The organism is Psychrobacter sp. NPDC077938 (assembly GCF_044542635.1).
Taxonomy (GTDB): domain Bacteria; phylum Pseudomonadota; class Gammaproteobacteria; order Pseudomonadales; family Moraxellaceae; genus Psychrobacter.
This window is the reverse complement of the sequence record NZ_JBITUW010000001.1, coordinates 560688-585940: the sequence shown is the minus strand read 5'-3', so window position 1 is coordinate 585940 and position 25253 is coordinate 560688. Positions and strand designations below refer to the sequence as shown.

Sequence of the window (25253 nt, the reverse complement as noted above, 5' to 3'; positions counted from 1 at the left end):
TGAGCCAGTCGTTCTATTAAATCAGTCATTAAACATCAAGAACCACATCAGTCATGGCAATATTGATGCAAGTCTGAATAGACTCGTAACCATCCCCGCTCACTTTCCCTGTCTGGACGTTTTTGACCACGCCGCTGACTTTATTACAGCGGCACAATTGGCAAATGCCTTGCCGACAACCATGTGCTAGTCGTACATCTGCATTCTCAGCCGCAGCCAGTATGGTCGTGTCGCTGACAAATTGCCGCTGCCGTGATCGCAAATAGACAGTGTGTTCTTCTACAGGTATCGTCTTATCGAATGTTTGATTGCTGCCGTTATTAACATTAGCTAGGGAGTTACCAAAGTTCTCTACGATGATGTTATCGCGCAGCTGTTTGTCTGTAGGTAAAGTTATCTCTGCGGCGGCCGTATATAAGCCAGCTAATAACGCTTGTGAACCGCAGGCAAATATTTGCGTATCTGCTAGAGATAAGTTTAGCGACAGCAGACTCTCTGCACTCAAGTATCTAGTGTCAGCCAAATAGGTAGTCGGCCCTTCAGTATGGATTAGATGATAAATAAAGTCTGGATGTGCCTCGTTCAGCTGTTGCCACTGATGTTGAAGCTGGTATGAAACAGTCCGGCTGTAATGCAATAGCGTCACCTGATGTCCATTACTCAGCGCTTGAGTGATGAGTCCGAGCATGGGTGTGATACCGCTACCACCAGCGATAAATAGCAAAGGAGTGAGCTGCTTATTATCAGATATTTCATGCCTTAGTATCGAGGTCTGCTCCAAAGTGAAATGCCCAAGTGGCAGACTTGTATTAATGACGCTAGCCAGTGGCATCTGCTTGGTTAAATAGTCAGATACCAATCCTTGCGGTTTAATCGCGATAGTTACCGTATGGCATTGGTCTGCCGTATGACTCTCGGTATCATCGTCGAGCCACCAGAGTGGTTGATGTGCCAAGCCCACTATTGAGTAACTACGCTGATAATAAACTCCATCGATACAAACGCGCAAATCAAGATATTGACCGCCTTGCCAACCACCCATCACCTCAGAAGTCTGCTGTTTAAAGGCTCTATTGGTCTCAAAATGAAGTGCTATCAAATCATCACTTAATGTATAGCGTGCGATCAGGCGTAACTTGGGGGTCGTCAATGACCAAAACGGATGTAAGCGCGATCCGATAAAATCGACAAACGCACGTTGAATAATTTCAGAGCGATAGCCGTTGGCCATATTATCAGTACCTGTATGATTGCTATGAAAGTGAGTAATGTAACGCGTACAAAGTCAGCTAATAAGTCATTTTGATAGTCGAAAATGAAATCGAACCATTAGACCTTGTTAAGCCACACTAACATGCTAACGGCTATTGATTAAATTTGCGAAAGTTTTGATGCTATTTTTTGTGGTCTTTATAAAACGCTAATGAATCAAAATGTTAAGTTGGTTCATTAAGATAAGACTTCTTGAGTCACTTTTCCAACGCGTGTTTTATAGTTAAAGGGCATAGCCTGCTGCCAAAAACAGTAAAACAACTGGTAAAACAACCTGTCAGCTTGCAGGGTATGCGCCACAATGCGATAATGACCTATAATTTGTAACCCTGATTTTGAGGTACGGCACGCTTGGCATCATCGCTGAGTTGCATTTGCTGTTCTCTTCTATGCAGTCTATCGGAGTGTTAATGGCTCAATATATTTACACGATGAACAACGTGTCAAAACTTGTTCCCCCTAAGCGTGAAATCCTAAAAAATATTAACCTATCGTTTTTCCCTGGTGCCAAAATTGGTGTTTTGGGTATCAACGGTTCAGGTAAATCAACCTTGCTACGTATCATGGCAGGCGTGGATACTGAGTTTAGTGGTGAAGCACGCGCGCAAGCAGGTACCAAAGTTGGCTATCTACCACAGGAACCACAGCTAGATGATAGCAAAGACGTTCGTGGTAATGTCGAAGACGGTATGCGCGAAGCGTTAGATGCGCTAGCACGTCTAGATGCTATCTATGCTGAATACGCAGAGCCTGATGCTGATTTTGATAAGCTTGCTGAAGAGCAAGGCAAGATGGAAGATATCATCCAGTCTTGGGATGCGCACAACTTAAATAACCAGCTAGAAAAAGCGGCCGACGCACTACGTCTGCCACCATGGGATGCCGACGTTAGCAAACTGTCAGGTGGTGAAAAACGCCGTGTGGCACTATGCCGTCTACTATTGTCGCGCCCTGACATGCTATTACTTGACGAACCGACCAACCATTTGGACGCCGAGTCTGTTGCATGGCTAGAGCAGTTCTTGCAGAACTACAGCGGTACTATCGTTGCCATTACCCATGATCGCTATTTCTTGGATAATGTAGCTCAGTGGATCTTGGAGCTTGACCGTGGCCATGGCTATCCGTATGAAGGCAACTATACTGAATGGCTAGAGCAAAAGAATACGCGTCTAGAGCAGCAGAATAAGCAAGAAGAATCATTTGCTAAAGCGCTGAAAAAAGAGCTTGAGTGGATTCGCAAAAACCAAAAAGGCCAACAGGCCAAATCTAAATCTCGTGTACAGCGTTTCGAAGAATTGAACTCAACTGAGTTCCAAAAACGTAATGAGACTTCTGAGATTTATATTCCACCTGGTCCACGTTTGGGTAACAAGGTTATTGAGATTAATGACATCTCTAAATCATTTGGCGATCGTCTGCTATATGAAAACCTAAGCTTTAACGTACCAGCTGGTGGTATCGTTGGTATTATCGGTCCAAATGGTGCGGGTAAAACCACGTTGTTTAACATGATTACTGAGCGCGATACGCCAGATACTGGTTCAGTTGATTTGGGTGAAAGTGTTAAAGTTGCCTATGTCGGTCAGGTACGTGATCATCTAGATGATGATAAAACCGTATGGGAAGAAGTCTCTGATGGCCTTGATATCATTACCGTTGGCGACTACACCACGCCAAGCCGTGCCTATATCGGACGTTTTAACTTCAAAGGCTCAGATCAGCAAAAACACGTCGGTCAATTATCAGGTGGTGAGCGTAACCGTCTGCAGTTAGCGAAGACGCTAAAGCAAGGCGCCAACGTATTACTCCTCGATGAACCATCAAACGATTTGGATATCGAAACCTTACGTGCACTAGAGGATGCAATTCAAGTATTCCCAGGTACAGTAATGGTCGTATCGCATGATCGCTGGTTCCTTGATCGTATCGCGACTCATATCTTGGCGTTCGAAGAAGAAGGCCCAGTCTGGTTCGACGGTAACTATACTGAGTTTGAAGCGTATCGTAAGAAAACGATGGGTGATGACGCCAGTCCTAAACGTGCCAAGTATAAGAAAATTACCAACTAATACGGCTGTTTAATATAGTCCAATCCAAAAAAAGACCGCTAATCATTAGCGGTCTTTTTTTGTTTAGCTTAAAATCTTAAAGGGTATGGGTAGTCGTTAAAATTAACGCTTACGCCCAAACTTACGCTGCTTTTTATTACTAATTTCAGTAATGGCGTGAGTGATTTCTTCTTCGTCCAAACTAGCGACTTGTTGCAAGATTTGCATCATATCAGGCGTTAGCACGTACTTAGCATGATGAGCAATGTCATTAATACGATGATCGAAAGTCAGTATGCCTGTTTCATCATCCTTTTGTAGATAGTCAAGACGAGTCAACGCACTAATGAAACTGGTAAACAAGGCGCGATCAAAGAAATCGGGAATATCATCTGCATAGAGTACAGACAAACGCTGCCCGAGCAGGTGACATAGGTCAACAACTTCGTTTTCAGTTAAATTGCCAGAGCCTTGTTGAGCAAGTAGAGCAAGCGTCATAAAGTAACGCTCAAGGCTTTGTCCAACTGGAGTTGCCAGCACTTGCAGCTGTTGATAGTGCTTACTATTAGACTCAGGAACACTGAGCGTATCATCACCCAAGTCAACGATAAGTCCATGAGACAGCAGGTTATCAACTTTCTTATTAAGCGTATCAGCCAAGCCATGTGCTGGATAATACAAGAATAGCTCACTTTGTAAGAACGGATATAGCTGCTCAGCGATACTATCGAGACGGCTGCGTTTGATACGCCCGTTGCGTGCGACTAGTGCAGACAGGAATGACAGCAAAATAAAGACATGCAAGATGTTGTTACGGAAGTAGCTGAGTAATGCTGCTTGCTTACCTGCGACCTGAATGATATCACCCAAGATGTGCGGTGTACGCTCAATAAGTTTTAGCTTAATACCATAATCAATGATTTGCTGCGGCGTCATATCAGTGATAACTGTATCATCCGAGTAGACCAGCTGCTGAGCCAGACCTTGATACAAAGCAATTTGCTCACGGCAGATGTTTTCATCCAATGCAGCTTTCGGTGCCGATAGCAACACTAATGACAGCAGCGATACAGGGGTGACAACCGCAGCTTTATTGATATGCTGCATAACTTTCACCCCGATGTTATCAACCATGGCGCTGGTCTTTTCATCGAGCGGTGAGTCAGTACGATCGGATGGCAAGCTATTGGCTGGCACATCGAACTTTGTCATAAAGTCGCTAAGGTGTAACGGCGTACCAAAGCTCAAGTGCACATTGCCGAAGATACGTTCGATTTTACGACCAACTTTGAGTAATCCAATCAAAGACTCTGATTCTTTTGGCTTGCCTTTTAGCTCACCGACATACGTGCCGCCTTCCATAATACGCTCGTAACCAATATAAGTCGGTATAAATACCACGGGCTTATTGGTTTGGCGTAATTGGCTATGGACGGTCATCGCTAGCATACCCATTTTTGGCGGTAGTAGGCGACCTGAACGTGAGCGACCACCTTCGATGAAGTATTCAATCGGGGTGTTGCGCGTTATAAGGGTATGCATATATTCGCGCAGTACAGCGGTATATAGTGCGTTACCACGGAAGCTACGACGAATATAAAAAGCGACTGCACCGCGTAATAGTGGGCCTAATACCGGTACATCTAAGTTATCACCTGCTGCGACATAAGGGATACTCAGGCCACGTTTGTAGATAACATAAGACAGTAATAGATAGTCGACATGGCTGCGATGACAAGGTACATAAATCAGCTCATAATCGGTCGCAAGGTCACGTACTCTCTCGAAGTGATGAACTTCTACGCCGTCATATAACTGCGTCCACAACCATGTCAAAAACTTGTAAAAACCACGGATGATAGAATGAGAGTAGTCATTGACCATCTCATTAGCATAGCCTCTGGCCTGACTACGAGCTTCTCGAACGCTAGTTCCTTTTTCTGCCGCTTCCATCTCGATCGCATGCTTGATCGCTGGCGAATACACCAGTTTGTCTACCAAGTTACGTCTATCTGATAGGTCTGGGCCAAGCATACTGGCGCGCTGTTTATCTAAATAAATTGACAGTTGCTGCTGCAACATACGAACCAGTTCACGATTGCTATCAGCCGATGCGACTAGCGCATAGCTTGGTGTCTGCTCAGCGTCAGCATCACTGTTAGTAGCCGTTGACTCTGTAACGAGTGAATCCGTCGCGGTTAAATCTGCTTTCAGGGCATCTGTAGCAACTGAGTCAAAGGTAGCAGGTCCTTCCACATCGCCTTTAAGATTATCATTGATAATAGTACGTAAGTCTTGCGGTGGGTGAAACTGTACAAAAGTATCACGGCCCATCACCCCGATATTGAATAGTTGCTTGGTAATACTAGGGTCTTGCCAGTTGTCAGCAGTTAGCAGCTTAAATAGCGAATCTTCTTTTTCAGGTGCACGTCCCCAAAGAATCGATACTGGTACTAGACGTACTTTCAACTCTGGATATTGCAACACAGCAGATACCAGGCGAGAAAGGCGAGGAGACAGTTGACTGTCTTTGGCACTTGGATGATTCAAAAATATGATGGCCGCATTTTCTTTAATATTATGGGCAGCATCATTTACTCCAACCAGTGCTGGCGGTAAGTTGTGCTCTTGCGTCTGCAAGTCAATCAGAATACTGTTGGAACGAGAATAGTCCTGTAGTACATAAAACCGTAGCGTTTGATCATCATTGTCGAACTCAGGTAGCTCGCCTAATAGCTTAGGTTTTACGGCGATATCGAGCATCTGACCTGACAGCTTACGATACAGCTGATTGATCGGTGCATTAGAATAAGGCTTAGTAGCGATTGCATTGCCGTCAGTTTCAGCAGTGCTATCAGTCGCGACACCATCAGTTTTAGCAGTGCTATCAGTCGCGACTGGCGCTTTAAAAATCCGTTTTTTTAGGAACTTCGGTATCATAATCAGTATCAAAAATAGTCAAATATGTTGCGCTTATGATGCCATAAAAGCCACCAAAGCGATATATAGTGTCTGTATATACTACCAATATTAATACGGTTTGGTTACGCTGTAGTGAGTGACAAATTATACAAAATGCTCAAACATTTGAAAGTTAACATGTTTAGCGTAATAATATATTTTTATCACCGATGACTCATAAATATAGCGTCTACTTTCAATTTCATTTTATTAAGCCTAAAACTTATGACTCCAGCTATCGATCTTGCCAAAAAACGTAACCTTGATTACCAAGTACACGAATATATTCATGACAGCAATGCCGCATCGTTTGGTTTAGAAGCTGCAGAAAAACTCGGCGTAGCGGTGGCACAAGTGTTTAAAACTTTAGTGGTGACCACTGATACGGGTGTACTTGCTGTGGCGGTGTTACCAGTAGATAAAACACTTAATTTTAAAAAAATGGCGAAGGCGCTATCTTCTAATAAATTGTTATCCTGCAAGAAAGTACAGATGGCTGACCCCAAACAAGTAGAGCGCAGCACGGGCTATGTGTTGGGCGGCGTCAGTCCACTGGGTCAAAAAAAGCGACTAAAAACCGTGATAGATAGTACAGCTCAAGATCAGGCCACTGTCTATGTAAGTGGGGGTCGCCGCGGTCTAGAGATTGAATTGCCGCCTGCACAGTTGGCCGCGACGCTTGATGCTTGTTTTGACGCTATTACGGATGAATAAAAGATTATACGGAGGTTGTAATCTGTCTATTACAAAATGGCCGTGTCGACAATTTCGCTCAGCATATTTATGAGTAATCTATACTGGGTTCGCTTGTATTGAAGATATTTTGGCGCAAGATTGTTGTAGATTGACCATAGCGATAAGGCGTAGACTTATACACCAGCTTATCTATTATTTTTATCTACATTTAAGGACATGCTCATGCCACATTTAACTATTCAAGTGACACCCAACGTCAGTATCGCTCACGAAGAATCATTGCTCAAATCGCTAAACAAGGCGTTGTGGGATAGTGGTCAGTTTAAGCAGCCTGCTGATATCAAAGCCCGCATTGTGCCTATTAAGTCATTTCTAGTTGGTGTTGAAGATGATGAGCAGGCCAATGGATTTATTTATGCCCACCTAAAGCTGATGAGCGGACGTGATATGGCTACTCGTGACCAGTTAGCTGAGCTGTTGGTTGCTACTATCGAGGAAAAAATAGGCGCAGAGCAATCAGGACGTGCAGCATTGCAGATATGTGTAGAAGTTGAAGAGATAAGTGAGGTCTATCATAAGAAAATGCTTGGTAGTTAACAGTACTTGCCTTAAATTGCTCGTTGCTGTGAATTCTAAATAAGCATATTTTCAGTTAAGCATAAAAAAGCGCCTAAATGATAGGCGCTTTTTTATTGATTATCGATGCAGTTTTAGTCAGTTTTAGTCCAAGAAAGCAAAGTGATCGATTTCCATTGACGTCATGCTTTCGCTTGGGGCAACCATCGCTTCTGCGTGACCAGAAGTACGTGGTAGCAACTTATCAAAGTAGAATTCAGCAGTTTGAATTTTTGCTTTGTAGAATTCTGGTGCTTCTGTACCACCATTTTCTAGCTTTTCATAAGCGACTGCTGCCATACGAGCCCAGTGATAACCCATCATCACATAGCCTGAGTACATTAGGAAATCATCTGACGCTGCTGAGATAATTTCACGGTCTTTACGTGCCATCAGCATCAAGCGTACCGTCAAGGTATTCCACTCAGCACATAGCTTGGTCAGTGCCCAAACGAATTTACGCATTTCTTTATCGAGTGCGTACTCGCCACACCATTTCATGATGCTTGACGTGTAGTCACGGATAATCTTACCTTTAGACTGTAAGATAACCTTACGACCTAGTAGATCAAGTGCTTGTACGCCAGTAGTCCCTTCGTACATCGTCGCAATACGAGCATCACGAGCGATCATCTCCATGCCCCATTCTTTGATGTAGCCGTGGCCGCCATAGACTTGCTGACCGTGCTTAGCAGCTTCGATACCTAGCTCAGTCAAGAAACCTTTTAGAATTGGCGTGTAGAAGCCCAATTTGTCGTCCCATTTTTCGAACTCTTCGTCATCGCCATTAACGATACCTTGTGCCATTTTGTCGGCATAACGTGCTGAATGATAAATCATTGAGCGACCACCTTCAGCAAAGGCTTTTTGCGTCAGTAGCATACGGCGTACGTCAGCATGATGGATAATAGCATCAGCTACTTTTTCAGGATCTTTAGTACCAGATAGCGTACGCATAGAACGGCGTTCTTTGGCATATGGCAGTGCATTTTGGAAAGACAATTCAGTATGGGCCAGACCTTGGATGCCAGTACCGATACGAGCCGTGTTCATGAATGTGAACATAGCTTTTAGGCCTTTATGCGGTTCGCCAATCAAGTAGCCGACTGCGCCATCAAAGTTCAATACACACGTCGAAGATGCGCTGATGCCCATTTTATGTTCAATTGAACCACAAACAACGGCATTGCGCTCGCCAGCTTCACCTTCAGCATTCGGCGTGAATTTTGGTACGATAAATAGTGATATACCGCGCGTGCCTTCTGGTGCATTTGGTAGGCGTGCTAGAACGATATGGACGATGTTATCTGTTAAGTCATGCTCACCACTTGAGATAAAGATTTTGGTACCGCTGATTTTATAGGTACCGTCATCTTGTGGAATGGCTTTTGATTTAACTTGACCCAAATCCGTACCACACTGTGGCTCAGTCAGACACATGGTACCTGCCCATGAGCCTTCGACCAACTTAGGTAAATACAGTGCTTTTTGCTCGTCAGTACCGTACTGAAGCAATGTGTTGATACAACCTGTTGATAGACCAGGATACATCGACCATGACCAGTTAGCAGTACCGATCATCTCAGCTTTAATAAGGTTGATTGACGTTGGCAGATTCATACCACCGAATTCTTCAGGATATGAGATACCTTGCCAGCCGCCTTCTACAAACTGGTCATAAGCCTCTTTGAAGCCCTTTGGCGTGGTCACGACGCCATCTTCGAAATGACAGCCTTCTTCACCACCTGATTGATAGAGCGGAGCAATGACGTTTTCAGCAAAATCAGCCATGCCTTGTAGAATCATGTCTACAGTTTCAGGATCAGCGTTTTCGCCGTTGTCTAAGCTTTTGTAATGCGTTTGATAGTCAAATACATCATTAATCAAAAATTTGATATCACGTAAGGGGGCTTTGTAAGTTAACATAATCGCTCTCTTTGGTTAGTTCGCTATCATAGACTTATGGCGCAATATTTGAGTCACAACTTATGTAAGCGATATTTACTTATTTTAGATGAGCTAGACGTTATATTAGTCATCAAGTGAATTATTAGTGGACAGCTTTCCAGTGTATTAGTTATTAGAACGTCTTTAGCGACGGACAGCTGTTATGGCGTTGATATGATTATAAATCTTCTACAGCGACAAATATACAACTAATAACTATTATTCATGATTAATTATGTTATTAATTCATTTTAGTTTGTATAGGTAAATTGTATCTTCGCTTGAAATTATTCTATAAAGGGCTATGTAGACTCATCTAAATTCAAAGACAAATGGACTTATCAAATAGGAAAAGCCATTTATGAGCACCTCAAAAAAGCAACAGCGAGCCTCTTGGTTGAGCACACTATTAACTCGTATTAAGTGGCTAGTCGATGGTGAGCTGAATCACTTACTCACAGTCAATCGTAGTCAGCGACCATGGCATATGCCAATCATCGCGGCGATTGCGATTAGCTTTCCGGTGTTTGTAGGGGCTTATTTTGGTGACTTGTCTTCAGGTATCAAAGCATCGCTAGGCTCGATGATTATTCTAAACCTACCATTTGTAGGCGGGCTACCACATCGGCTAGTGACAGTCATGGCTTGGGGATTTGCGATGATACTCAGCTTTGCACTGGGTCTGATCGCACAGCTGTTGCCAGTGCTGCGGCTACCCGTGTTTATGCTGATTGGTATTAGCGTAGTGATGCTAGGTCGTTACTATCGGCAACCACCACCAGCCGGACTGTTTGTGTTGATGGCGGGTGCGATTGCGTTGTTTATCCCTGTGCCGACTGATCAAGTGCTCTCAGCGATAGGGCTTGTGATATTGGGTAGTGGCTCCTCGATGTTGCTAGCGCTACTCTATAGTTTGTTCTTATTGGCGACGCGTCCTGTTGCTTCTATACCTGTCTATGACTATCAGCCTGATATGATTAGCGATAGTCTTATCGTGGTAAGTTTTGTTAGTTTGGCGTTGGTCGTTGCCGTTCTGTTAGAGCTGCCTTATCCATATTGGGCAGCGATGAGCTGCTTTATTATCATCCAAGGTATGCAGCTACGAACCATGTGGATCAAACAGTTGCATCGATTATTGGGTACGTTGGCTGGCATGGGCGTGGCAGGTTGGATGCTGTCTTGGGGACTATCAGGATGGGGCATCGCTATCGGGATACTGTGTATGATGTTTTTGATTGAATCGTTTGTCGATCGGCATTATGGACTGGCGGTGATATTCATCACGCCGCTGACGATATTTATCGCCGAGTATGGTAGTACGATGTCAGTGCCTCCAGTCGTTGGAGACATTATCCAAGCGCGTATGATTGATACGGTGCTCGGCTGCGTGATTGGATTGAGCGGTGGTCTAGCGATACACTCTACGCGATTGCGTGTACCGCTACGCCGTTTTGAAAATTGGCTGTTACTACGTTTTAGTTAATAGGGTAGAGCTTTACAAAGATTTCTCTTTGATCAACTGTCTTTATTTAGCGCTGTTGTCGCTTGTGCTACATCGATAGTATGCCCAGTCCAACACTCAAAACTTAAAGTAGCCTGACCGATAAGCATACCGTAGCCTTCTGAGGTCTGTGCGCCACGAGCGGCAAAATGCTGCAAAAACGGTAGTGGACGACCATACATCATGTCGTAAGCGTATTGACAGTTTAGAGCATCATCCAACGGCAACGTATCACCTGATAAACCAATAGAAGTGGCATTAATGATAATGTCAAAAGAGCCACTGAGTTCATTGGTGGCACAAACCTCGATATTTTGGTCGTCGATTATTGAGCTGGCCGCACTGAGCTCATTTACCAAATCAGCTGCCTTAGACACGGTGCGATTGGCAATTGTGAGAGAGCCAATACCTGCTTCAAATAATGGTAGTATCACGCCACGAGCTGCACCGCCTGCGCCTATTAGCGCCACACAAGCATCGGTCAGCGGCCAGTCCATATTCATAATGTGATTGATAAGTCCTTGCCCATCCGTATTATCACCGTAGAGTGCCTCTGTGATTGGTGCGCCGCTTTCTAGTAGTGCTTTGTTCAACAGTAACGTATTGACCGCGCCTGCCGTCTTGGCATGATCTGATAAACCACCACGCGCCGCACAGCAATCATAAGCGACTTGTTTAAAAGGAACTGTCACGTTAGCGCCCACACCGCCACCGCAAAAAAACGCCTCAACGACAGCTGTAAAACTGGCGGCATCATCAGGGCAGTACTGACGCTGATAGCTAATATCAATCCCTGCTTGGATAGCAAACTGCTCATGAATCTCAGGAGATTTACTATGGGCGATTGGATTGCCAATAACGATAAAGTGTTGGGTCATAAATAGTCCGCTGGCTAGAAAATAAACATACTATCAAAGAAGTAATAAGTGGCGCTCAATCATCATAAGGGATAACGCTAGAATTGACAAACTAAGAGGCTATCACCAATCAATGATTAGAAAGTGACAGCGTTAATTAGAGGTTGCCTTATCGCTTTTGAAAATAAATTCTGACATTGAGGCAAACATACGCAAAACACGCGCAAGCAGTTTTGTACTTTCTATTAAAGAGAAGGTCGTTTTGGTACGTTATATATTTAACAAATCTGTACTCTCGGGGAGTGCTCCGCGTAACGTAAAAGGTAGTCAAGTGCTGAGCAGTTGGGTAAACTATAAAATATGGAAACCTATATCAATATGCTGTAATGACTGCTAGATTATAATGTTTGTGAAATATGCTCTTTATTGAAAACTATTCGTTATCAGCGGCGTTCCTGCCAGCTCGTTAATACTATTTCGAGATCAATCTAAAAGTGTGAGTAAATTATCCATGTGGAATCCTAACCTACAGACCCTTCTAGTCGGTACGATAATGGCAGTTGGTGTGACGCTCAGTGGCTGTGACAGCACCAAAGAAGATCCTCCAAATCCAGATGCGGAGACTACTGAGCAGGCAACAACGAATGAGCCAGTACAGGACAGCGCAAACAATCCTGACCTAGACGGTGCCACTGCTCAGCAAGGCACACCAGTGAGATATGATGTCGCAGCATGGGGTACTGATAAGGTTGAGTCACTCGCGGTGGATGAGTTAGATAGTATAAAATCCATGTTTGGCGAAGTGATGAGCACGGACGAAAACAGCCTAGACTACGCCAGTAATCCAGCGGCAAAATATCGCTTTATGAAAACGGATGCGCCTTATCTAGATATCATCGACTCTGAAAAATATCTAGAGCTGGGTTGGTACTATGCCAATCCTACTGATACAGACAAAGAAAAAGAGCTGAGCCAAAACCACGCCAAAAAAGCCTATCAGCTATCGCGTCAACTGATGGGCGATGATGGCGGAAAAATGGTGGCTGATATGCTCAATAGTCAAATCATCAAAAATAGAATCGTCGGTGGACAAAAAATAGAGCTAGCAAAATGTGAGTTCTACAGTTGCATGCTAGTTATCAATAAAGCCGCTGCTCAAACAGACAATAGCTAAATCATGACCGATACGACGTCAGTGCCAAACGGTTGGGTGTGTCTGTACCCACAAGGCGACAGGGTGACCGAAGACAATAGTGTGACCGAAGATAACAGGGCGACCAGCCAAACGGTAACGATGTCTCTAGATAATCGCGGACTGGCATACGCTGATGGGTTTTTTACCACCATGGGCGTCATTGATGGATTGATACTATGGTCAGATTATCATTATCGGCGGCTTGTCTCTCATGCTGAAGCCTTGCAGCTCAATATAAACAGCGAAGAGCTATTAGCCGTACTGCAACTGTATGCCCAGCAGTTAGAGCAGGGTATGCTCAAGCTAGTAGTCACTCGCGCGGCGCAGAATGTACGCGGTTATGGTTATACACCTAATGCAAATGGTAGCGACTGTGAGATATGGCTAAAGGCTACCGCAATAAGAGTTTCTACTGCGCTACAACTGTCTTTGCCTGATGGAAACTTGGTACCTATCCAACCTTATGCTTCGGCAATCTGCTTGTCTTCTCAGATTGCTTGCCTGCCGCCACCGTTGGCAGGTCTCAAAAGCCTTAATCGTTTAGACAACGTCCTCGCTAGTGGTGAGCTACAACAGATAAAAGCTGAGCCATTGGCATCAAAGCTTGCTTCAACACTTGGTGAAGGTCTGCTACGCGATATGAGCGGGCAGTGGGTTGAGGGTACGATGAGTAACGTATTCTATCAATTGGCAGAAGCACCACTATCAGAATCCAAAACTGCCTCTAGTATTCATAAAAATGACGAAAAATACCTAACCATCGGTCAGTGGTACACGCCTTCTATGGCTCAATCGGGTGTCGCTGGCGTCATGCGTCAGGTAATTATAGATGCACTATCGACGACACAATATCCAGTCATAATCAGGTCGCTACAAGATGAAGATTTGCCTAAATTAACGCAGTTATTTTTTTGCAATGCACTGCGCGGTATCATGCCAATGAGCAGTCTGATGTTATTGTCAGGTGATGTTGTGGATTTTGAATCCGTTTAGTTATTATTGAAAAACAATAAATTTGGTATCAATAAAATCATCTGGATATAAAACCACTTGCTCATTTCTATACATCTCTTGCGCTTTCAAAAGCGCACTTTGCTCATCTTCTGCGACAACATCCACGATAGTGCTTAATGTTTCGACAATTTCAACTTGAAAGGTTTGTGCTGCCTTTTTATCTTTTCTTATTATATTCACACTCGATTCTCATATATCACTTCAGTCATTTATAGCAAGTAGATTAGCAAAAGCCCTCAAAAGAAGTGATCGTCTTTTGTTACGTGGTCTTGTGTCTTAAAGCAAATCGATCAATGCTGCTTATCTAATAAGGAGATAAGCCAATGTACGAAGTTTATGAAGATGAAAGTATCCCGCTACAAATCCGTCGTTTGATGGTTTTTGATGAAATCTGTAAATTAGCGAAGAAAGAACCTGATGAAATTATTCATTTATCAAAATTTACTCAGTTATCACTTGGAGTTATGTATCTAAAGGATTTTAAGAAATTTATAGCCTTTGGTGGTGTGTTTGAGTATGCACAAACACCCGAAGAAGTTATTGAGCAACGTATTCGCATTTTTCCTAACGACGAGCCAGTAAAGTGTGCGCTGACTGTTAATCTAAAGCAGTTTACTCGCCCAGCTAGTACACCTATACAGTTAGTGTGGTATTGGAATAAATATGTAAAGAATAGAATGCATGCTTATATTGACTATCGTGAAGAAGTTTTTTTTCGGATAAATGATGAAATTGATTCGGATTATCCACCGCATAAGTTTCATGACCGTCTAGTTGCGACAGCTCGTCTGCCACTATGGGATGATAGAGATGAGTTAATTGCAGATGTATACCGTGACAATCAAGGCGAACCTAGACCTGAACGTTATAATGAAAGGCGTCTGTTATAATTCGAAATAATTACTATGTTATACGAAACTCATAATTAAGTTACTACTTATAGTTATAGCTGCTAATAAATTTTAGCGGCTGTAATATTATGATCTTGATACTGTGTTTATATGACTTATCAGCCTTCTTACATAAATCATCACTAGCCTTTGTGGCTCCGTCAATCGAAGTTAATGCACTGGTACTTTCGCAAGAAGTCTATTGAGTGATGCATATCTCCAATAACGTTCTTCATAATTGATCGTCTTTTGTTAATGAGTATTGCGTACTGATGTTAATCGATCAATGATTGCATTCTATCCAATACTATCTAACAGGGGATAATAAATGCGAACTACCTATGAAGATCAACGAATTCTACTACAAGTTCGTAGATTGATGATATTTAATAAAGTTTGCTGTGCAGCGAAAAGAGACCCTGATGAAATAATTCACTTACCTTGTTATTCACAGATAGCATTTAGTATTGTTTATTCTAAGAAAGATAAAAAATACACAGCATTTGGGAGTGTGTTTAAGTATGCGCATACCCGTCAAGAAGTCATTGAACAAGGTTTAGATAAACAGTTTCATGAAGATACTGTGATGTGTGCAATCACAACCGAAAGACAAGCTTTTACTAAAGCTTATCGCACTCCGTTAGGGCTGCTAATGAGCTGGAATAAACAGGTGAAAAATCGAGCTTATACCTGTCTCGATGGCAATGTGAAACACTTTTTCAAAGTAAATGATGAGCTAGAGCTAGATTACCCTCCTCATAAGTTTTACGGTCGTTTGGTTGCTGCCAAAGGTTTACCATTATGGGATGATAAGTGTTCTTAGTATAACTTTCGATAATGACCACGGCTCACAAATTCAATGATGCCTTTATCTCGTAATACTTGTAACTGTTGGCGAATTTTATCTTTTACGTGGTTGTTTTCAGGATGTTTGAGCTGCAACTCCTCAGCAAAAGCATAAACTTGATTGAGAGAAAAACTGTCATCGAGTCGGTCGATACATTGCCAGACGTCGAGTGTCCAACCTCGTGAAGCCATAGATTGCTTGCGTAAAAACAAAGTCTTTTGGAACTGTTGAGTGACATTTTCACGCGGTATAACTTGTTGGTCTTTGACCAAAAATACTTTGCCAGATTCGGGTACTTGGCGTAAGTCAATATTGCAACCAACCCAACCTGCTCGTTTGGCATTCACTGATAAGGGTTTACGCTTAACAATAATATCGGGTGTAAAGAAATGCTTGGGAATAATTAGAAAATTATTGACGGTGTATTCTTTTGAGTAGGTTAAAAAGAAAAAGCTGGGATTGTCCTTACTATTGATACGCTCAATCATCGTCTTGTAAGCGCCATCATTGACAACATTGCTTAACTTGGCTTTTTTACTTTTTAGCTCATATTGCTCATTACAATTTTCGCAATAAAAATCAGCGACAGGTTTGTTATTAGCAAACTCAGCTAGCGATTGAGCGCTACAATTGGTGCAGTAACTATTTTCTTTTACCCATGCTTCACTGAGTACACGAACTTTTTGAGGTTCAGAGTGATAGTTTTTAGCAAGACTTTGGTTAAAATGTAGGTTCATAAGATATTTTCATTATTAATAGATAAGCTGAGAATACTGAAAAAAACACCTAAGTATTAAGCCATATAAACTGCTATCAATAGCAAGATAATTCATAAGCTAAGCAAATACCATTGAAAATCGCACAGTTCAGTGCTAAATTCTAGCAAACATCTGCCTCGCGAGTTGCCATGAGCAAGCCTACACCCAATATACCACCTGAACGTCCCAACGAGTCGCCGTCAAACAAACAAGATGGCACAGTCGAGGAGCGTGTCGATACCACGCTGCCGGACGCGCAACCAGTGGTAGATGAGGTGGAAGACACGCCAGCAACCAACGTCTCGCTCATCAGCGGCAACAGTAAACCGCGTCAATATAAAGTTAATAACCCATCGTTTTTTATGCAACGCGGCTATCAAGTGCTGCTAGTGCTAGGGCTTATTGCTGCATTTTTCTTGGTCATGGTTTATCAGACGTTGTTTGGTCGTATCGAGCAGCCGCAGCAAATGGTCACGATTGAACCAGGTCAGACGTATTATGGTCTACTACCGCAGTGGCAGCAGCAGATTCCGCTGTTCTCAGCAGGCGTAGCCAAGCTGTATATCAAGTCGCAAGTCGATGCGCCGTTGCATGCTGGGACTTATCAACTGCCCGAAAACCCGACTATCGCTGAGGCGCTACAAATACTAGGTCAAGGCGCAAAAGCGGCCATGGTCAAGGTACAGATTATCGAAGGTAAGACATCTAAAGACCTTTATCAAGCGCTGCGTGATAATGACAAAATCGAAAAAGAAGTACTGACCGCAGATAGTGACAATGCCAGTATCGCCCAAGCATTGGACTTAACGGGTGTACTGCCAGATAGTGTAGCTAATAGCAGTGACCCGATTGTTAACTATAATCTTGAAGGTTGGTTCGCGCCTGATACCTATTATTATGGTGAAGGAACCAGCGATAAAAAAGTATTGACTGACTTGTATAAGCGTCAGCAGCAGGTACTGACTGATGCGTGGGAAAATCGTGCCCCGAACCTCCCTTATAAGAGTCCATATGAAGCGTTAGTCATGGCGTCTATTATTGAAAAAGAGACCAGCGTTGCTGATGAACGTCCTTTAGTCTCTGCCGTATTTAGAAATCGCTTGAATAAAAACATGCGTATGCAGACGGACCCGACTATTATCTATGGTATGGGCAGTCGTTATGATGGCAATATCCGCCGCAAAGACATCAATGAAAAAACGTCTTACAACACCTACCAAATTGATGGTTTACCGCCAACGCCAATTGCGCTACCATCAGCGGCATCTATCGAAGCGACCTTACATCCTGCTGATAGTGAAGCGTTGTATTTTGTGGCAACGGGCAATGGTGGGCACAAATTTACCAATAGCTTGGCTGAGCATAATCAAGCGGTAAAAGACTATCTCAGTGTCATGCGTGAGAAAAAATCTCAAACGCCGCCGCAGTAATATTCCTTCTTAATCTTCTTATAAAACTTATCGTTTATTGAGTGCTACAAAGTAGAGGTAGCGCTCATCAATGACATAAGGTCATATCATGTCAGTATCTATGCACACCAGCGCAACACCATCACATAGCAGCACACCAGCATCGAATCTACCTGAATCAAGTACTTCAAATAAGGAAACGGCACCGACGTTAGGCCGCTTTATTAGTTTTGAAGGAACCGAAGGTGTGGGAAAAACCACCGCGATTGAACAGCTGTGTTTGCGCTTAGAAGCTAATGGCATTCCATATCTGCGTACTCGTGAGCCGGGTGGTAGTCCATTTGCCGAACAGTTACGTGATATATTATTAGATCCAGCGACTGATATCGAAGACGATACCGAGCTGCTGCTACTGTTTGCGGCGCGCTGTGATCACATGCAGCAGGTCATTCTACCAGCGCTTCAAAATGGTACTTGGGTGATATGTGATAGGTTTACCGATTCTACCATCGCTTATCAGGGGTTTGGGCGTGCGTATGGCGACGAGCTGGTACGCGGCAAAATAGATATGCTTATCAAACAATTTGTGACGCAGCTTCCTGAGCTGACATTGTGGTTGGATTTGCCAGTAGCAGAAGGCATGAAGCGTGCCAACAAGCGCAGTGCGGCAGATCGTTTTGAGCAGCAGGCTACCGAGTTTTTTACTTGGGTACATACTGGTTTTAGCCAGCTAGCGAGCGAATACCCTGAGCGCATACAGCGTATCGATGCATCGGGCAGTACGGATGATGTGAGTGCACGTATATGGCAGACTATTATGGACAGATTCGATATCAAATAATTAAATTTTGCCAAGTAGATTTATAGATTCATACGGCAGTTAGATGTATCGATAGCCAGTTAGCCAGTTAGCCAGTTAGTTAGTTAGTTAGACAGTTAGACAGTTAGACAGTTAGACAGTTAGACAGTTAGACAGTTAGACAGTTAGTTAGTTAGACAGTTAGCACCAATAAAAAGCCCCAGCAATATGCTGGGGCTTTTTGTTAAGGTAAATATTTTATTTTTAAGTCAATAAAGCAGATAACTATGCACGTTATTTGTCATCTATTTTATCTATTTTTACACCATCAGTAGTAGCGATAGAGGCATCGCTATCCTGAGCAGAGTCAGGTAGACGATTTGGGTCAAGCGCGCCTTTTTTGTTTTTAGGCGCACTACCATTACCATTACTATTCGTAGAGGTTTTGGTCTTCGAAGTCGCGGTCGAGTTTGCAGACATGACGCCTTTATTATCCACATTAGTAGCAGACGTTTTTGGCTCTTCTACTGGCTCACTTTTCTCTACAGTAGTGCTAGAAGGTGACTTAGTCTCGGTGTTACTGCTTTGGGTAGCTGATGACTGATTAGCAGTGTTTTGCTCATCACTTTTGTCACTATCTACCGCAGGCTCTGGCGCTACTGTCTGACTGTCATCAGAGCTAGGCTCCTGTTCTTTGCGCTTTTCAGGGGCTTTTGAGTTGGACTCAAAGTTAGCATCAGCTGCCATGCGAGCCTGCTCTTGCTTAGGCGTTACATCGACTGGCTTCGGCTGTACTTCATCGTCTACCACTAGCGATATAAGCTTACGGTCACGAGGGACAGTACCATCGAACTTATCAGTGATGACGTGCAGTTTGCCTTCTTTGTCGACGGTATATAGCGGTACGAATTGCTTATTATCCGCTTTATATTGCTCAAAGCTGTAGCTATCCGTGATGTTGGTAATCTTAATTCGAGCTTTTTTGGACAGCATACTGGCAAGCTTGGTATAGGTTACATCTTTGCCAAATAACCACTGTGAATGGAAGTTCGATTGCTTGTCATCACGCTCGCTTTTGACTTTTTCATCACTGAATTTAAGACGGTATAGCTTACGCTCACCAAATTCATGACGATAGTGAATCTCGGACAATGTATTCATTTCTTTGTCCATACTCATCGCAAACAAACGACCAATACCGATTAGATCCAGATGATGATCTGCGTGATCAGAGATGGGGTTACCAAAGTAAGTACGCAGACCGCTCATGCGTGCGCGTGCAATATTGGTGTAGTTATTGTGCGCAACGATGACGTCAAAGCCTTGGTCTTTGAGAGAGGTAGCAATCAATAGTGCAATTGGGTTTGAGCCAACGATAAGGATACCGTTGGTCTCAGGCTCACGTACGCCTAGTAGATTACCGACGACTTTTGCACCTAGACCCTGAATCATGACCGTACCGATAATGACCATAAATACGAGCGGTACAAGCAGTTCAACGCCCTGAATATCATACTCTTGCAAACGAATCGCAAACAGTGATGAAATAGCAGCAGCAACGATACCACGTGGGCCAATCCAGCTAATCATCAGCTTTTCATTGGTCTTAAGGTTCGAGCCGATAGCCGATGCCCAGACCGATAGTGGACGTGCGACAAACATCACGATAGCGAGCAGCACTAGCCCTGCAAAACCAACGCTGAGCAAGCTTGCCAACTCTACACGTGCCGCCAGAATGATGAATAGCACTGAAATAAGCAGAATGGTCAACGATTCATTAAACTCTAAAATCGTCTCACGGGGGAATTTTGGCCAGTTTGCCAGTGCTACGCCCAATACTGTGACGGTCAATAGACCTGATTCATGCTCTAGATGGTTCGATATCGAAAATAACACCAGTACAAATGCTAAGGTAAAAACATTACGCAAGAACTCAGGAATCATATGACGGCGCATAAGGAACGCAAGTAGCCAAGCCCCCGCCATACCCATTGCAGTAGCCAATACGACAATCTTAGCAAACAGTAGAATACTACTGGCTTCGCCGCCTGAGATAATGTACTCATAGACCAATACCACAGCAATAGCGCCGATTGGGTCAATGATAATACCTTCCCATTTCAAGATATTGGAAATGGTTTTGTTAGGGCGTACACTGCGCAGCAGCGGCATAATAACCGTCGGGCCAGTCACACAGACCAGTGCACCGAAGAGTAGAGCAATCAATGGGTCGACATCGAATAGTAAATAAGTCGATAGGGCCACGATAGCAATGGTAATCAGTACACCGACCGATACCAGCATCTGTACCACGGTACCATGTTGCTTAATCTCATCGAACTCTAGCGTTAACGATCCTTCAAATAGGATAATCGCTACGCCCAAAGAGATGAAAGGAAACATCAGCTCGCCCAACACCAAGTCTGGGTCAAATACACCCAGCACTGGGCCGACGATAATACCAATCAGTAATAAAAATAAAATGGATGGTTGCTTTAAATACCAAGCCAACCATTGGGCGGCAATGCCAATCCCAACCACGCCGGATAGCAAAAGGGCGGTATCCATAAATTAATCCTTTTATAATCTTGTCATATTTTATATCTATTGATAGCTGTTATAAGATAGTCGCTACCGTTTATTTAACAATAAGTTGTTATCCGTTTCTGTTGTAGCTAAGCCATCGCACTGATAGCCATCATGAATCACAACATAAGCTAGATATGATATAACTACTATAAAGTAGCAAAGACAAAAGCGTTTCTAGATAAATCACAATACGCTAGAAATGCAAAAGATGGAAAACAAGAGTGATGATAGCCAGTTTATAAACCTGCAATAAACAGTCTTATATACAAGCTAACTTTTGTTTGTTTAGTAAAATATTTGGTTTGACATCATACCATGATTTTATTTCAAGCTGATGTAAGCCGTACCTGCTAAAAAGCTATGTCACGGCCACGAAAGTATACGAAGCCCATATGAAATAACGTTGCCTTGGGTTATCCTGCACTATGCAAAAGGTGCTAGCAGAATACTTTAAGTTTTTATTTATCATACAGTAGCTGCGTGGGGCATGCACGTCGCGCACAGGATAATAGTGTTAGCGCCATGAAATGTCATATACTGAACGTTGAGAGTATTTATTTTTATACGACACTATTAACCATCTTCTAAAGACAGGCACTCTATAAATATTCAAGTAATGAGTAATGATAAAAATAAGCGTAAAGTAACGGCTAAATAGGTATGACAATAAGTTCGAATAAAAGTGCTGCGCCGCATAAATAGACAAGATAAATAGATAAAAGAATATAATTCACCAAATAGTAACGAATAGGGGCATGCCGCTTGGTGTAGTCACTATCGCTGACAATCATAACGTGGCTGTTAACAACAGCGATTACTCATATGGAGGACACAAAATGCCTATCAATATGTTCAAAGGACAGACCACTGCCAATATGCAGCGCTGGTTACAACGTAGTGCGCTGGCACTCGCTGTTAGTACCGCGATGTTCGCTAGTATTAATGTCACGACGATAAACAGTGCTCAGGCTGCAGTCACTACAGCTGATTTCTCTGGTTTGGTGCAACAAGTCACGCCAGCAGTGGCACGCGTCAATGTCACCAAAACGATTAGTGAAGCTGAGCTCGCTAAGGCTCAGACTGCTGAAGTGTTACGTCAGTTCTTTGGTGATCGTCTACGTATTCCTGATCGAGTTGCGACGCCAGCGATTGAACACGCTTATGGTACGGCCTTTTTTATTACCTCCAATGGATATATGCTAACCAACCATCATGTCATCGCAGGTGCGGACAAAATCACTGTAACGCTCAATGACAGAACCGAGCTTGATGCAACCTTGGTCGGTAGTGACGAGCGCTCAGATGTGGCCGTGTTAAAAGTTGAGGGCAGTCAATTTCCAGCCCTGCCTATTGGCGACTCAAGTGGTCTAAAAGTAGGGGAACCAGTATTGGCAATCGGTTCGCCATTTGGTTTTGACTACTCAGCCTCTGCTGGTATTGTCAGTGCCAAGTCACGTAGTTTTTCGCGTGAGACCAGCGTACCATTTATCCAAACGGATGTAGCATTAAACCCGGGTAACTCTGGCGGGCCACTATTTAACCAGCGCGGCGAAGTGATTGGAATCAATTCGCGCATTTTCAGTGGTACTGGAGGTTATATGGGTCTGTCATTCTCGATTCCTATTGACGCTGCCATGGATATTTATGAGCAGCTAAAAAATGATGGTGAAGTGGCGCGTGCATATCTAGGAATCTATCCACAAGATATCGATCGCAATCTGGCCGAGGCTTACAATTTAGAACGTCCTCAAGGTGCCTTACTTACTCGTGTATCACCAGACTCACCAGCACAAAAATCAGGCCTAAAACCTGGTGACATCATTTTGCAATACAATGACGTACAAATCATGGAGGCATCAGATTTGCTGAACTTGCTTAATCGAGCGCGTCCAAGCGATCCCTTCCGTGCACGGATTCAGCGTAGCGGTAAGCAGATGGTGATTAACGGCAAGCTCGCTTATGCGCCTAATGATGTAAGAGCACAGAGCGGTAATGAGCAAAATGATGATGTACAGTTGGGCTTGCGTTTACGAGATTTGACGGCGGATGAACAAGCAGAAATCGCCGTCGATAATAAAACGGGCATATTGGTTACCACGGTGGATCCTACTGGATTGGCCGCGCGCTCAGGTATTCTGGCAGGTGATGTCATCACTAACTTTCATCAAAAGCCGATCGAAACAGTGGCAGACTTTTCAGGTGCTATCTCATCTCTTCCTAAAAAAGGCGTGGTCACTATAGAAGTTATACGCCAAGGCATTCCTGCTATTATTGGTCTACGTATTGAGTAGGTGTCATGATTAAAGCGTGACTGTGAATGTCACTGTTAATGTGACTAATAATGTAACTCAGATTACGGTGCAGAGTATAAAGGCAGCGCGCACGTCAATAATTGTGCTTGTCTATCATGGAGGTCGACCTCTATAATGTTTGGTTTTTTATCAAACAGCTAAGAGTAAGACCTCAACAGTAATTCATTCGTTAAATGAGTTATTGATCGATCAATAGGCTCTAAGGTGGGCCGAGTCGCTTAGTAGGCTCGTACCATTATACAACCGCTAGGTAATTATGACTGACCCCGCTCTACATACGCTTATTACAACGACGTCAGCAGCATTGCTAGCGTACATTGCACTGTGGTCAGGGCTACAAACGTTTAATGCTAATCCTACCAAGCGCTTTATGCGTATTTGGGTGAAGCTCGCATTATATTATGCCGCTTACACGATGCCTGTTTGGGTAATATTGCTTATCATGGTTTGGTCACAGGACCTGATACCGATGTTAGCGCAGCTATCATTACCTGCCGTACTGATGGCAATATTGATGATGGGTTTATACTTTTTTACTGTTATTGTACAACCCAACCGCTTACGATTAGAGCATCATTCTATTGACTTAGACTTGTCTACACCGCTTAAAGTCGCTGTATTAGCAGATTTACGTATAGGAATATACGGTGGTAAGCCGCGTCATATCCGAAAGCTAGTCTCTACTATCAACGCCTTATCAGCAGATGCCGTACTGATTACTGGCGACTGGCTATACTATCCAAGTGCGGATCTAGTAGGTCAATTAATGCTGTTTAAAGGGGTGAATAAACCTGTTTATACAGTCATGAGCACCTCGGACTTGCGTTATCAATCTATGAATACGACCAAGCAAGGTCAGCCGCTACTAGAAGATACATTGGCCAGTACTTTTGATGTACTCGATATTAACTATATCGGTCAGCAATGTACGTCGCTGCCACTCAAATGTGCAAGAACAACAAATAAGCAGTCAGTCGTCAATCAGTTGACTTATCGAACTAATAATCAAGACAGTGTTGAGCAAGAAAACTCGAATATAAATCCATTAGTAGCGGTGCTTTGCGGCTGGCAAGATGTGCCTAAGCAATCTACAGATATTGAAACGTCAGAGGCGACTGATAAAGCAATACTTGGATCGGAGATTGCCAATGCCACCAGTCCAGTGATTATCTTGGCATCACGATTTGATAGTATCAGTGATCTGCCAAAATCTTTACAACCACGCCCTTTGTTGATAACCGGCGCTGCAAAGGCTATTCAAAAAAATATCCTGCTTGCTCAAAAACAAAACGATATTCGACGCAGCAGTGAGCAATCAACATTGCTATATAACAGTCGTATGGGTAAGCAGCGCGGCTTATATCAACATGCAAGTGCACAGATATTTGTTAGTAGCGGCATCGGTACGAGAGGGTTGCCTTTTCGATTCTATCGACCTACTATCGATGTGTTGACGATTCGTTAATATTACATAAGAGACTTATCAGCGTACGTTGTTTGCGCTAAACTGCTTCTGTAGTAATGTGATTATTTATCTACA

General features: G+C 43.3%; 19 protein-coding genes. 12 read left to right on the top strand and 7 right to left on the bottom strand.

Going from position 1 to position 25253, the window contains the following annotated elements; genetic code table 11:
* Nucleotides 1-28 precede the first annotated feature (28 nt).
* Nucleotides 29-1231 carry a flavin reductase family protein gene (locus ACIGBM_RS02500; protein ID WP_397476639.1) on the bottom strand — a complete coding sequence of 401 codons (1203 nt, stop codon included), beginning with the start codon at nucleotides 1229-1231 and terminating at the stop codon, nucleotides 29-31.
* A 451-nt stretch (nucleotides 1232-1682) separates the two neighbouring features.
* Between ACIGBM_RS02500 and ettA the strand changes: the two genes are divergently transcribed.
* Nucleotides 1683-3344 carry an energy-dependent translational throttle protein EttA gene (gene ettA / locus ACIGBM_RS02495; RefSeq protein ID WP_397476638.1) on the top strand — a complete coding sequence of 554 codons (1662 nt, stop codon included), beginning with the start codon at nucleotides 1683-1685 and terminating at the stop codon, nucleotides 3342-3344.
* A 102-nt stretch (nucleotides 3345-3446) separates the two neighbouring features.
* On the opposite strand, the gene plsB is transcribed toward ettA, so the two are convergent.
* Nucleotides 3447-6086, bottom strand: a complete 2640-nt coding sequence (plsB, locus tag ACIGBM_RS02490) for a glycerol-3-phosphate 1-O-acyltransferase PlsB (protein ID WP_397476780.1) — start codon at nucleotides 6084-6086, stop codon at nucleotides 3447-3449.
* 423 nt (nucleotides 6087-6509) lie between these two features.
* Here plsB and ybaK point away from each other — a divergent pair, with 423 nt between their 5' ends.
* Together ybaK and ACIGBM_RS02480 are read left to right on the top strand one after the other, a co-directional pair.
* Nucleotides 6510-6998, top strand: coding sequence for a Cys-tRNA(Pro) deacylase (ybaK, locus tag ACIGBM_RS02485; RefSeq protein ID WP_397476637.1), 489 nt, complete (start codon nucleotides 6510-6512; stop codon nucleotides 6996-6998).
* 204 nt (nucleotides 6999-7202) lie between these two features.
* Entirely contained in the window at nucleotides 7203-7577 is a 375-nt protein-coding gene (locus ACIGBM_RS02480) for a 5-carboxymethyl-2-hydroxymuconate Delta-isomerase (RefSeq protein ID WP_397476636.1), read from the top strand.
* Between the two features lie 123 nt (nucleotides 7578-7700).
* On the opposite strand, the gene ACIGBM_RS02475 is transcribed toward ACIGBM_RS02480, so the two are convergent.
* Nucleotides 7701-9521 carry an acyl-CoA dehydrogenase C-terminal domain-containing protein gene (locus tag ACIGBM_RS02475; RefSeq protein WP_347162624.1) on the bottom strand — a complete coding sequence of 607 codons (1821 nt, stop codon included), beginning with the start codon at nucleotides 9519-9521 and terminating at the stop codon, nucleotides 7701-7703.
* 382 nt (nucleotides 9522-9903) lie between these two features.
* Between ACIGBM_RS02475 and ACIGBM_RS02470 the strand changes: the two genes are divergently transcribed.
* Nucleotides 9904-11025, top strand: a complete 1122-nt coding sequence (locus ACIGBM_RS02470; protein WP_397476635.1) for an FUSC family protein — start codon at nucleotides 9904-9906, stop codon at nucleotides 11023-11025.
* A 32-nt stretch (nucleotides 11026-11057) separates the two neighbouring features.
* Here ACIGBM_RS02470 and aroE read toward each other — a convergent pair whose 3' ends face one another.
* Entirely contained in the window at nucleotides 11058-11921 is an 864-nt protein-coding gene (gene aroE / locus ACIGBM_RS02465) for a shikimate dehydrogenase (protein WP_397476634.1), read from the bottom strand.
* Between the two features lie 490 nt (nucleotides 11922-12411).
* Here aroE and ACIGBM_RS02460 point away from each other — a divergent pair, with 490 nt between their 5' ends.
* The gene (locus ACIGBM_RS02460; RefSeq protein WP_397476633.1) at nucleotides 12412-13074 is read left to right on the top strand and encodes a hypothetical protein; all 663 of its coding nucleotides are present in this window, start codon (nucleotides 12412-12414) and stop codon (nucleotides 13072-13074) included.
* 3 nt (nucleotides 13075-13077) lie between these two features.
* Entirely contained in the window at nucleotides 13078-14088 is a 1011-nt protein-coding gene (locus ACIGBM_RS02455; protein ID WP_397476632.1) for an aminotransferase class IV, read from the top strand.
* Nucleotides 14089-14091: 3 nt separating this feature from the next.
* On the opposite strand, the gene ACIGBM_RS02450 is transcribed toward ACIGBM_RS02455, so the two are convergent.
* The gene (locus ACIGBM_RS02450; protein ID WP_397476631.1) at nucleotides 14092-14289 is read right to left on the bottom strand and encodes a DpnD/PcfM family protein; all 198 of its coding nucleotides are present in this window, start codon (nucleotides 14287-14289) and stop codon (nucleotides 14092-14094) included.
* Between the two features lie 143 nt (nucleotides 14290-14432).
* Between ACIGBM_RS02450 and ACIGBM_RS02445 the strand changes: the two genes are divergently transcribed.
* A complete protein-coding gene (locus ACIGBM_RS02445; RefSeq protein ID WP_397476630.1) occupies nucleotides 14433-14999 on the top strand; it encodes a hypothetical protein in 567 nt (188 codons plus the stop codon).
* Between the two features lie 328 nt (nucleotides 15000-15327).
* A complete protein-coding gene (locus ACIGBM_RS02440) occupies nucleotides 15328-15822 on the top strand; it encodes a hypothetical protein (RefSeq protein WP_397476629.1) in 495 nt (164 codons plus the stop codon).
* Here ACIGBM_RS02440 and ACIGBM_RS02435 read toward each other — a convergent pair.
* Nucleotides 15819-16583, bottom strand: a complete 765-nt coding sequence (locus ACIGBM_RS02435) for a DpnI domain-containing protein (RefSeq protein ID WP_397476628.1) — start codon at nucleotides 16581-16583, stop codon at nucleotides 15819-15821. The two genes, ACIGBM_RS02440 and ACIGBM_RS02435, sit on opposite strands and share 4 nt — an antisense overlap.
* Before the next feature lie 170 nt (nucleotides 16584-16753).
* Here ACIGBM_RS02435 and mltG point away from each other — a divergent pair, with 170 nt between their 5' ends.
* On the top strand, nucleotides 16754-18034 hold the full coding sequence (mltG, locus tag ACIGBM_RS02430) for an endolytic transglycosylase MltG (protein WP_397476627.1): 1281 nt from the start codon (nucleotides 16754-16756) through the stop codon (nucleotides 18032-18034).
* Between the two features lie 88 nt (nucleotides 18035-18122).
* The gene (gene tmk, locus ACIGBM_RS02425) at nucleotides 18123-18854 is read left to right on the top strand and encodes a dTMP kinase (RefSeq protein ID WP_397476626.1); all 732 of its coding nucleotides are present in this window, start codon (nucleotides 18123-18125) and stop codon (nucleotides 18852-18854) included.
* Between the two features lie 252 nt (nucleotides 18855-19106).
* Here tmk and ACIGBM_RS02420 read toward each other — a convergent pair whose 3' ends face one another.
* Nucleotides 19107-21380, bottom strand: coding sequence for a cation:proton antiporter (locus ACIGBM_RS02420; protein WP_397476625.1), 2274 nt, complete (start codon nucleotides 21378-21380; stop codon nucleotides 19107-19109).
* Nucleotides 21381-22327: 947 nt separating this feature from the next.
* Between ACIGBM_RS02420 and ACIGBM_RS02415 the strand changes: the two genes are divergently transcribed.
* Both ACIGBM_RS02415 and ACIGBM_RS02410 read left to right on the top strand, forming a co-directional pair.
* The gene (locus ACIGBM_RS02415; protein WP_379544919.1) at nucleotides 22328-23692 is read left to right on the top strand and encodes a Do family serine endopeptidase; all 1365 of its coding nucleotides are present in this window, start codon (nucleotides 22328-22330) and stop codon (nucleotides 23690-23692) included.
* A gap of 277 nt (nucleotides 23693-23969) precedes the next feature.
* On the top strand, nucleotides 23970-25178 hold the full coding sequence (locus ACIGBM_RS02410; protein WP_379543567.1) for a hypothetical protein: 1209 nt from the start codon (nucleotides 23970-23972) through the stop codon (nucleotides 25176-25178).
* Nucleotides 25179-25253 lie beyond the last annotated feature (75 nt).

Excerpts from the sequence above, each read along its gene's own strand:
- ACIGBM_RS02500 (WP_397476639.1), bottom strand. The coding sequence starts at position 1,231 with ATGGCCAACGGCTATCGCTCTGAAATTATTCAACGTGCGTTTGTCGAT.
- ettA (WP_397476638.1), top strand. The coding sequence starts at position 1,683 with ATGGCTCAATATATTTACACGATGAACAACGTGTCAAAACTTGTTCCC.
- plsB (WP_397476780.1), bottom strand. The coding sequence starts at position 6,086 with ATGCTCGATATCGCCGTAAAACCTAAGCTATTAGGCGAGCTACCTGAG.
- ybaK (WP_397476637.1), top strand. The coding sequence starts at position 6,510 with ATGACTCCAGCTATCGATCTTGCCAAAAAACGTAACCTTGATTACCAA.
- ACIGBM_RS02480 (WP_397476636.1), top strand. The coding sequence starts at position 7,203 with ATGCCACATTTAACTATTCAAGTGACACCCAACGTCAGTATCGCTCAC.
- ACIGBM_RS02475 (WP_347162624.1), bottom strand. The coding sequence starts at position 9,521 with ATGTTAACTTACAAAGCCCCCTTACGTGATATCAAATTTTTGATTAAT.
- ACIGBM_RS02470 (WP_397476635.1), top strand. The coding sequence starts at position 9,904 with ATGAGCACCTCAAAAAAGCAACAGCGAGCCTCTTGGTTGAGCACACTA.
- aroE (WP_397476634.1), bottom strand. The coding sequence starts at position 11,921 with ATGACCCAACACTTTATCGTTATTGGCAATCCAATCGCCCATAGTAAA.
- ACIGBM_RS02460 (WP_397476633.1), top strand. The coding sequence starts at position 12,412 with ATGTGGAATCCTAACCTACAGACCCTTCTAGTCGGTACGATAATGGCA.
- ACIGBM_RS02455 (WP_397476632.1), top strand. The coding sequence starts at position 13,078 with ATGACCGATACGACGTCAGTGCCAAACGGTTGGGTGTGTCTGTACCCA.
- ACIGBM_RS02445 (WP_397476630.1), top strand. The coding sequence starts at position 14,433 with ATGTACGAAGTTTATGAAGATGAAAGTATCCCGCTACAAATCCGTCGT.
- ACIGBM_RS02440 (WP_397476629.1), top strand. The coding sequence starts at position 15,328 with ATGCGAACTACCTATGAAGATCAACGAATTCTACTACAAGTTCGTAGA.
- ACIGBM_RS02435 (WP_397476628.1), bottom strand. The coding sequence starts at position 16,583 with ATGAACCTACATTTTAACCAAAGTCTTGCTAAAAACTATCACTCTGAA.
- mltG (WP_397476627.1), top strand. The coding sequence starts at position 16,754 with ATGAGCAAGCCTACACCCAATATACCACCTGAACGTCCCAACGAGTCG.
- tmk (WP_397476626.1), top strand. The coding sequence starts at position 18,123 with ATGTCAGTATCTATGCACACCAGCGCAACACCATCACATAGCAGCACA.
- ACIGBM_RS02420 (WP_397476625.1), bottom strand. The coding sequence starts at position 21,380 with ATGGATACCGCCCTTTTGCTATCCGGCGTGGTTGGGATTGGCATTGCC.
- ACIGBM_RS02415 (WP_379544919.1), top strand. The coding sequence starts at position 22,328 with ATGTTCGCTAGTATTAATGTCACGACGATAAACAGTGCTCAGGCTGCA.
- ACIGBM_RS02410 (WP_379543567.1), top strand. The coding sequence starts at position 23,970 with ATGACTGACCCCGCTCTACATACGCTTATTACAACGACGTCAGCAGCA.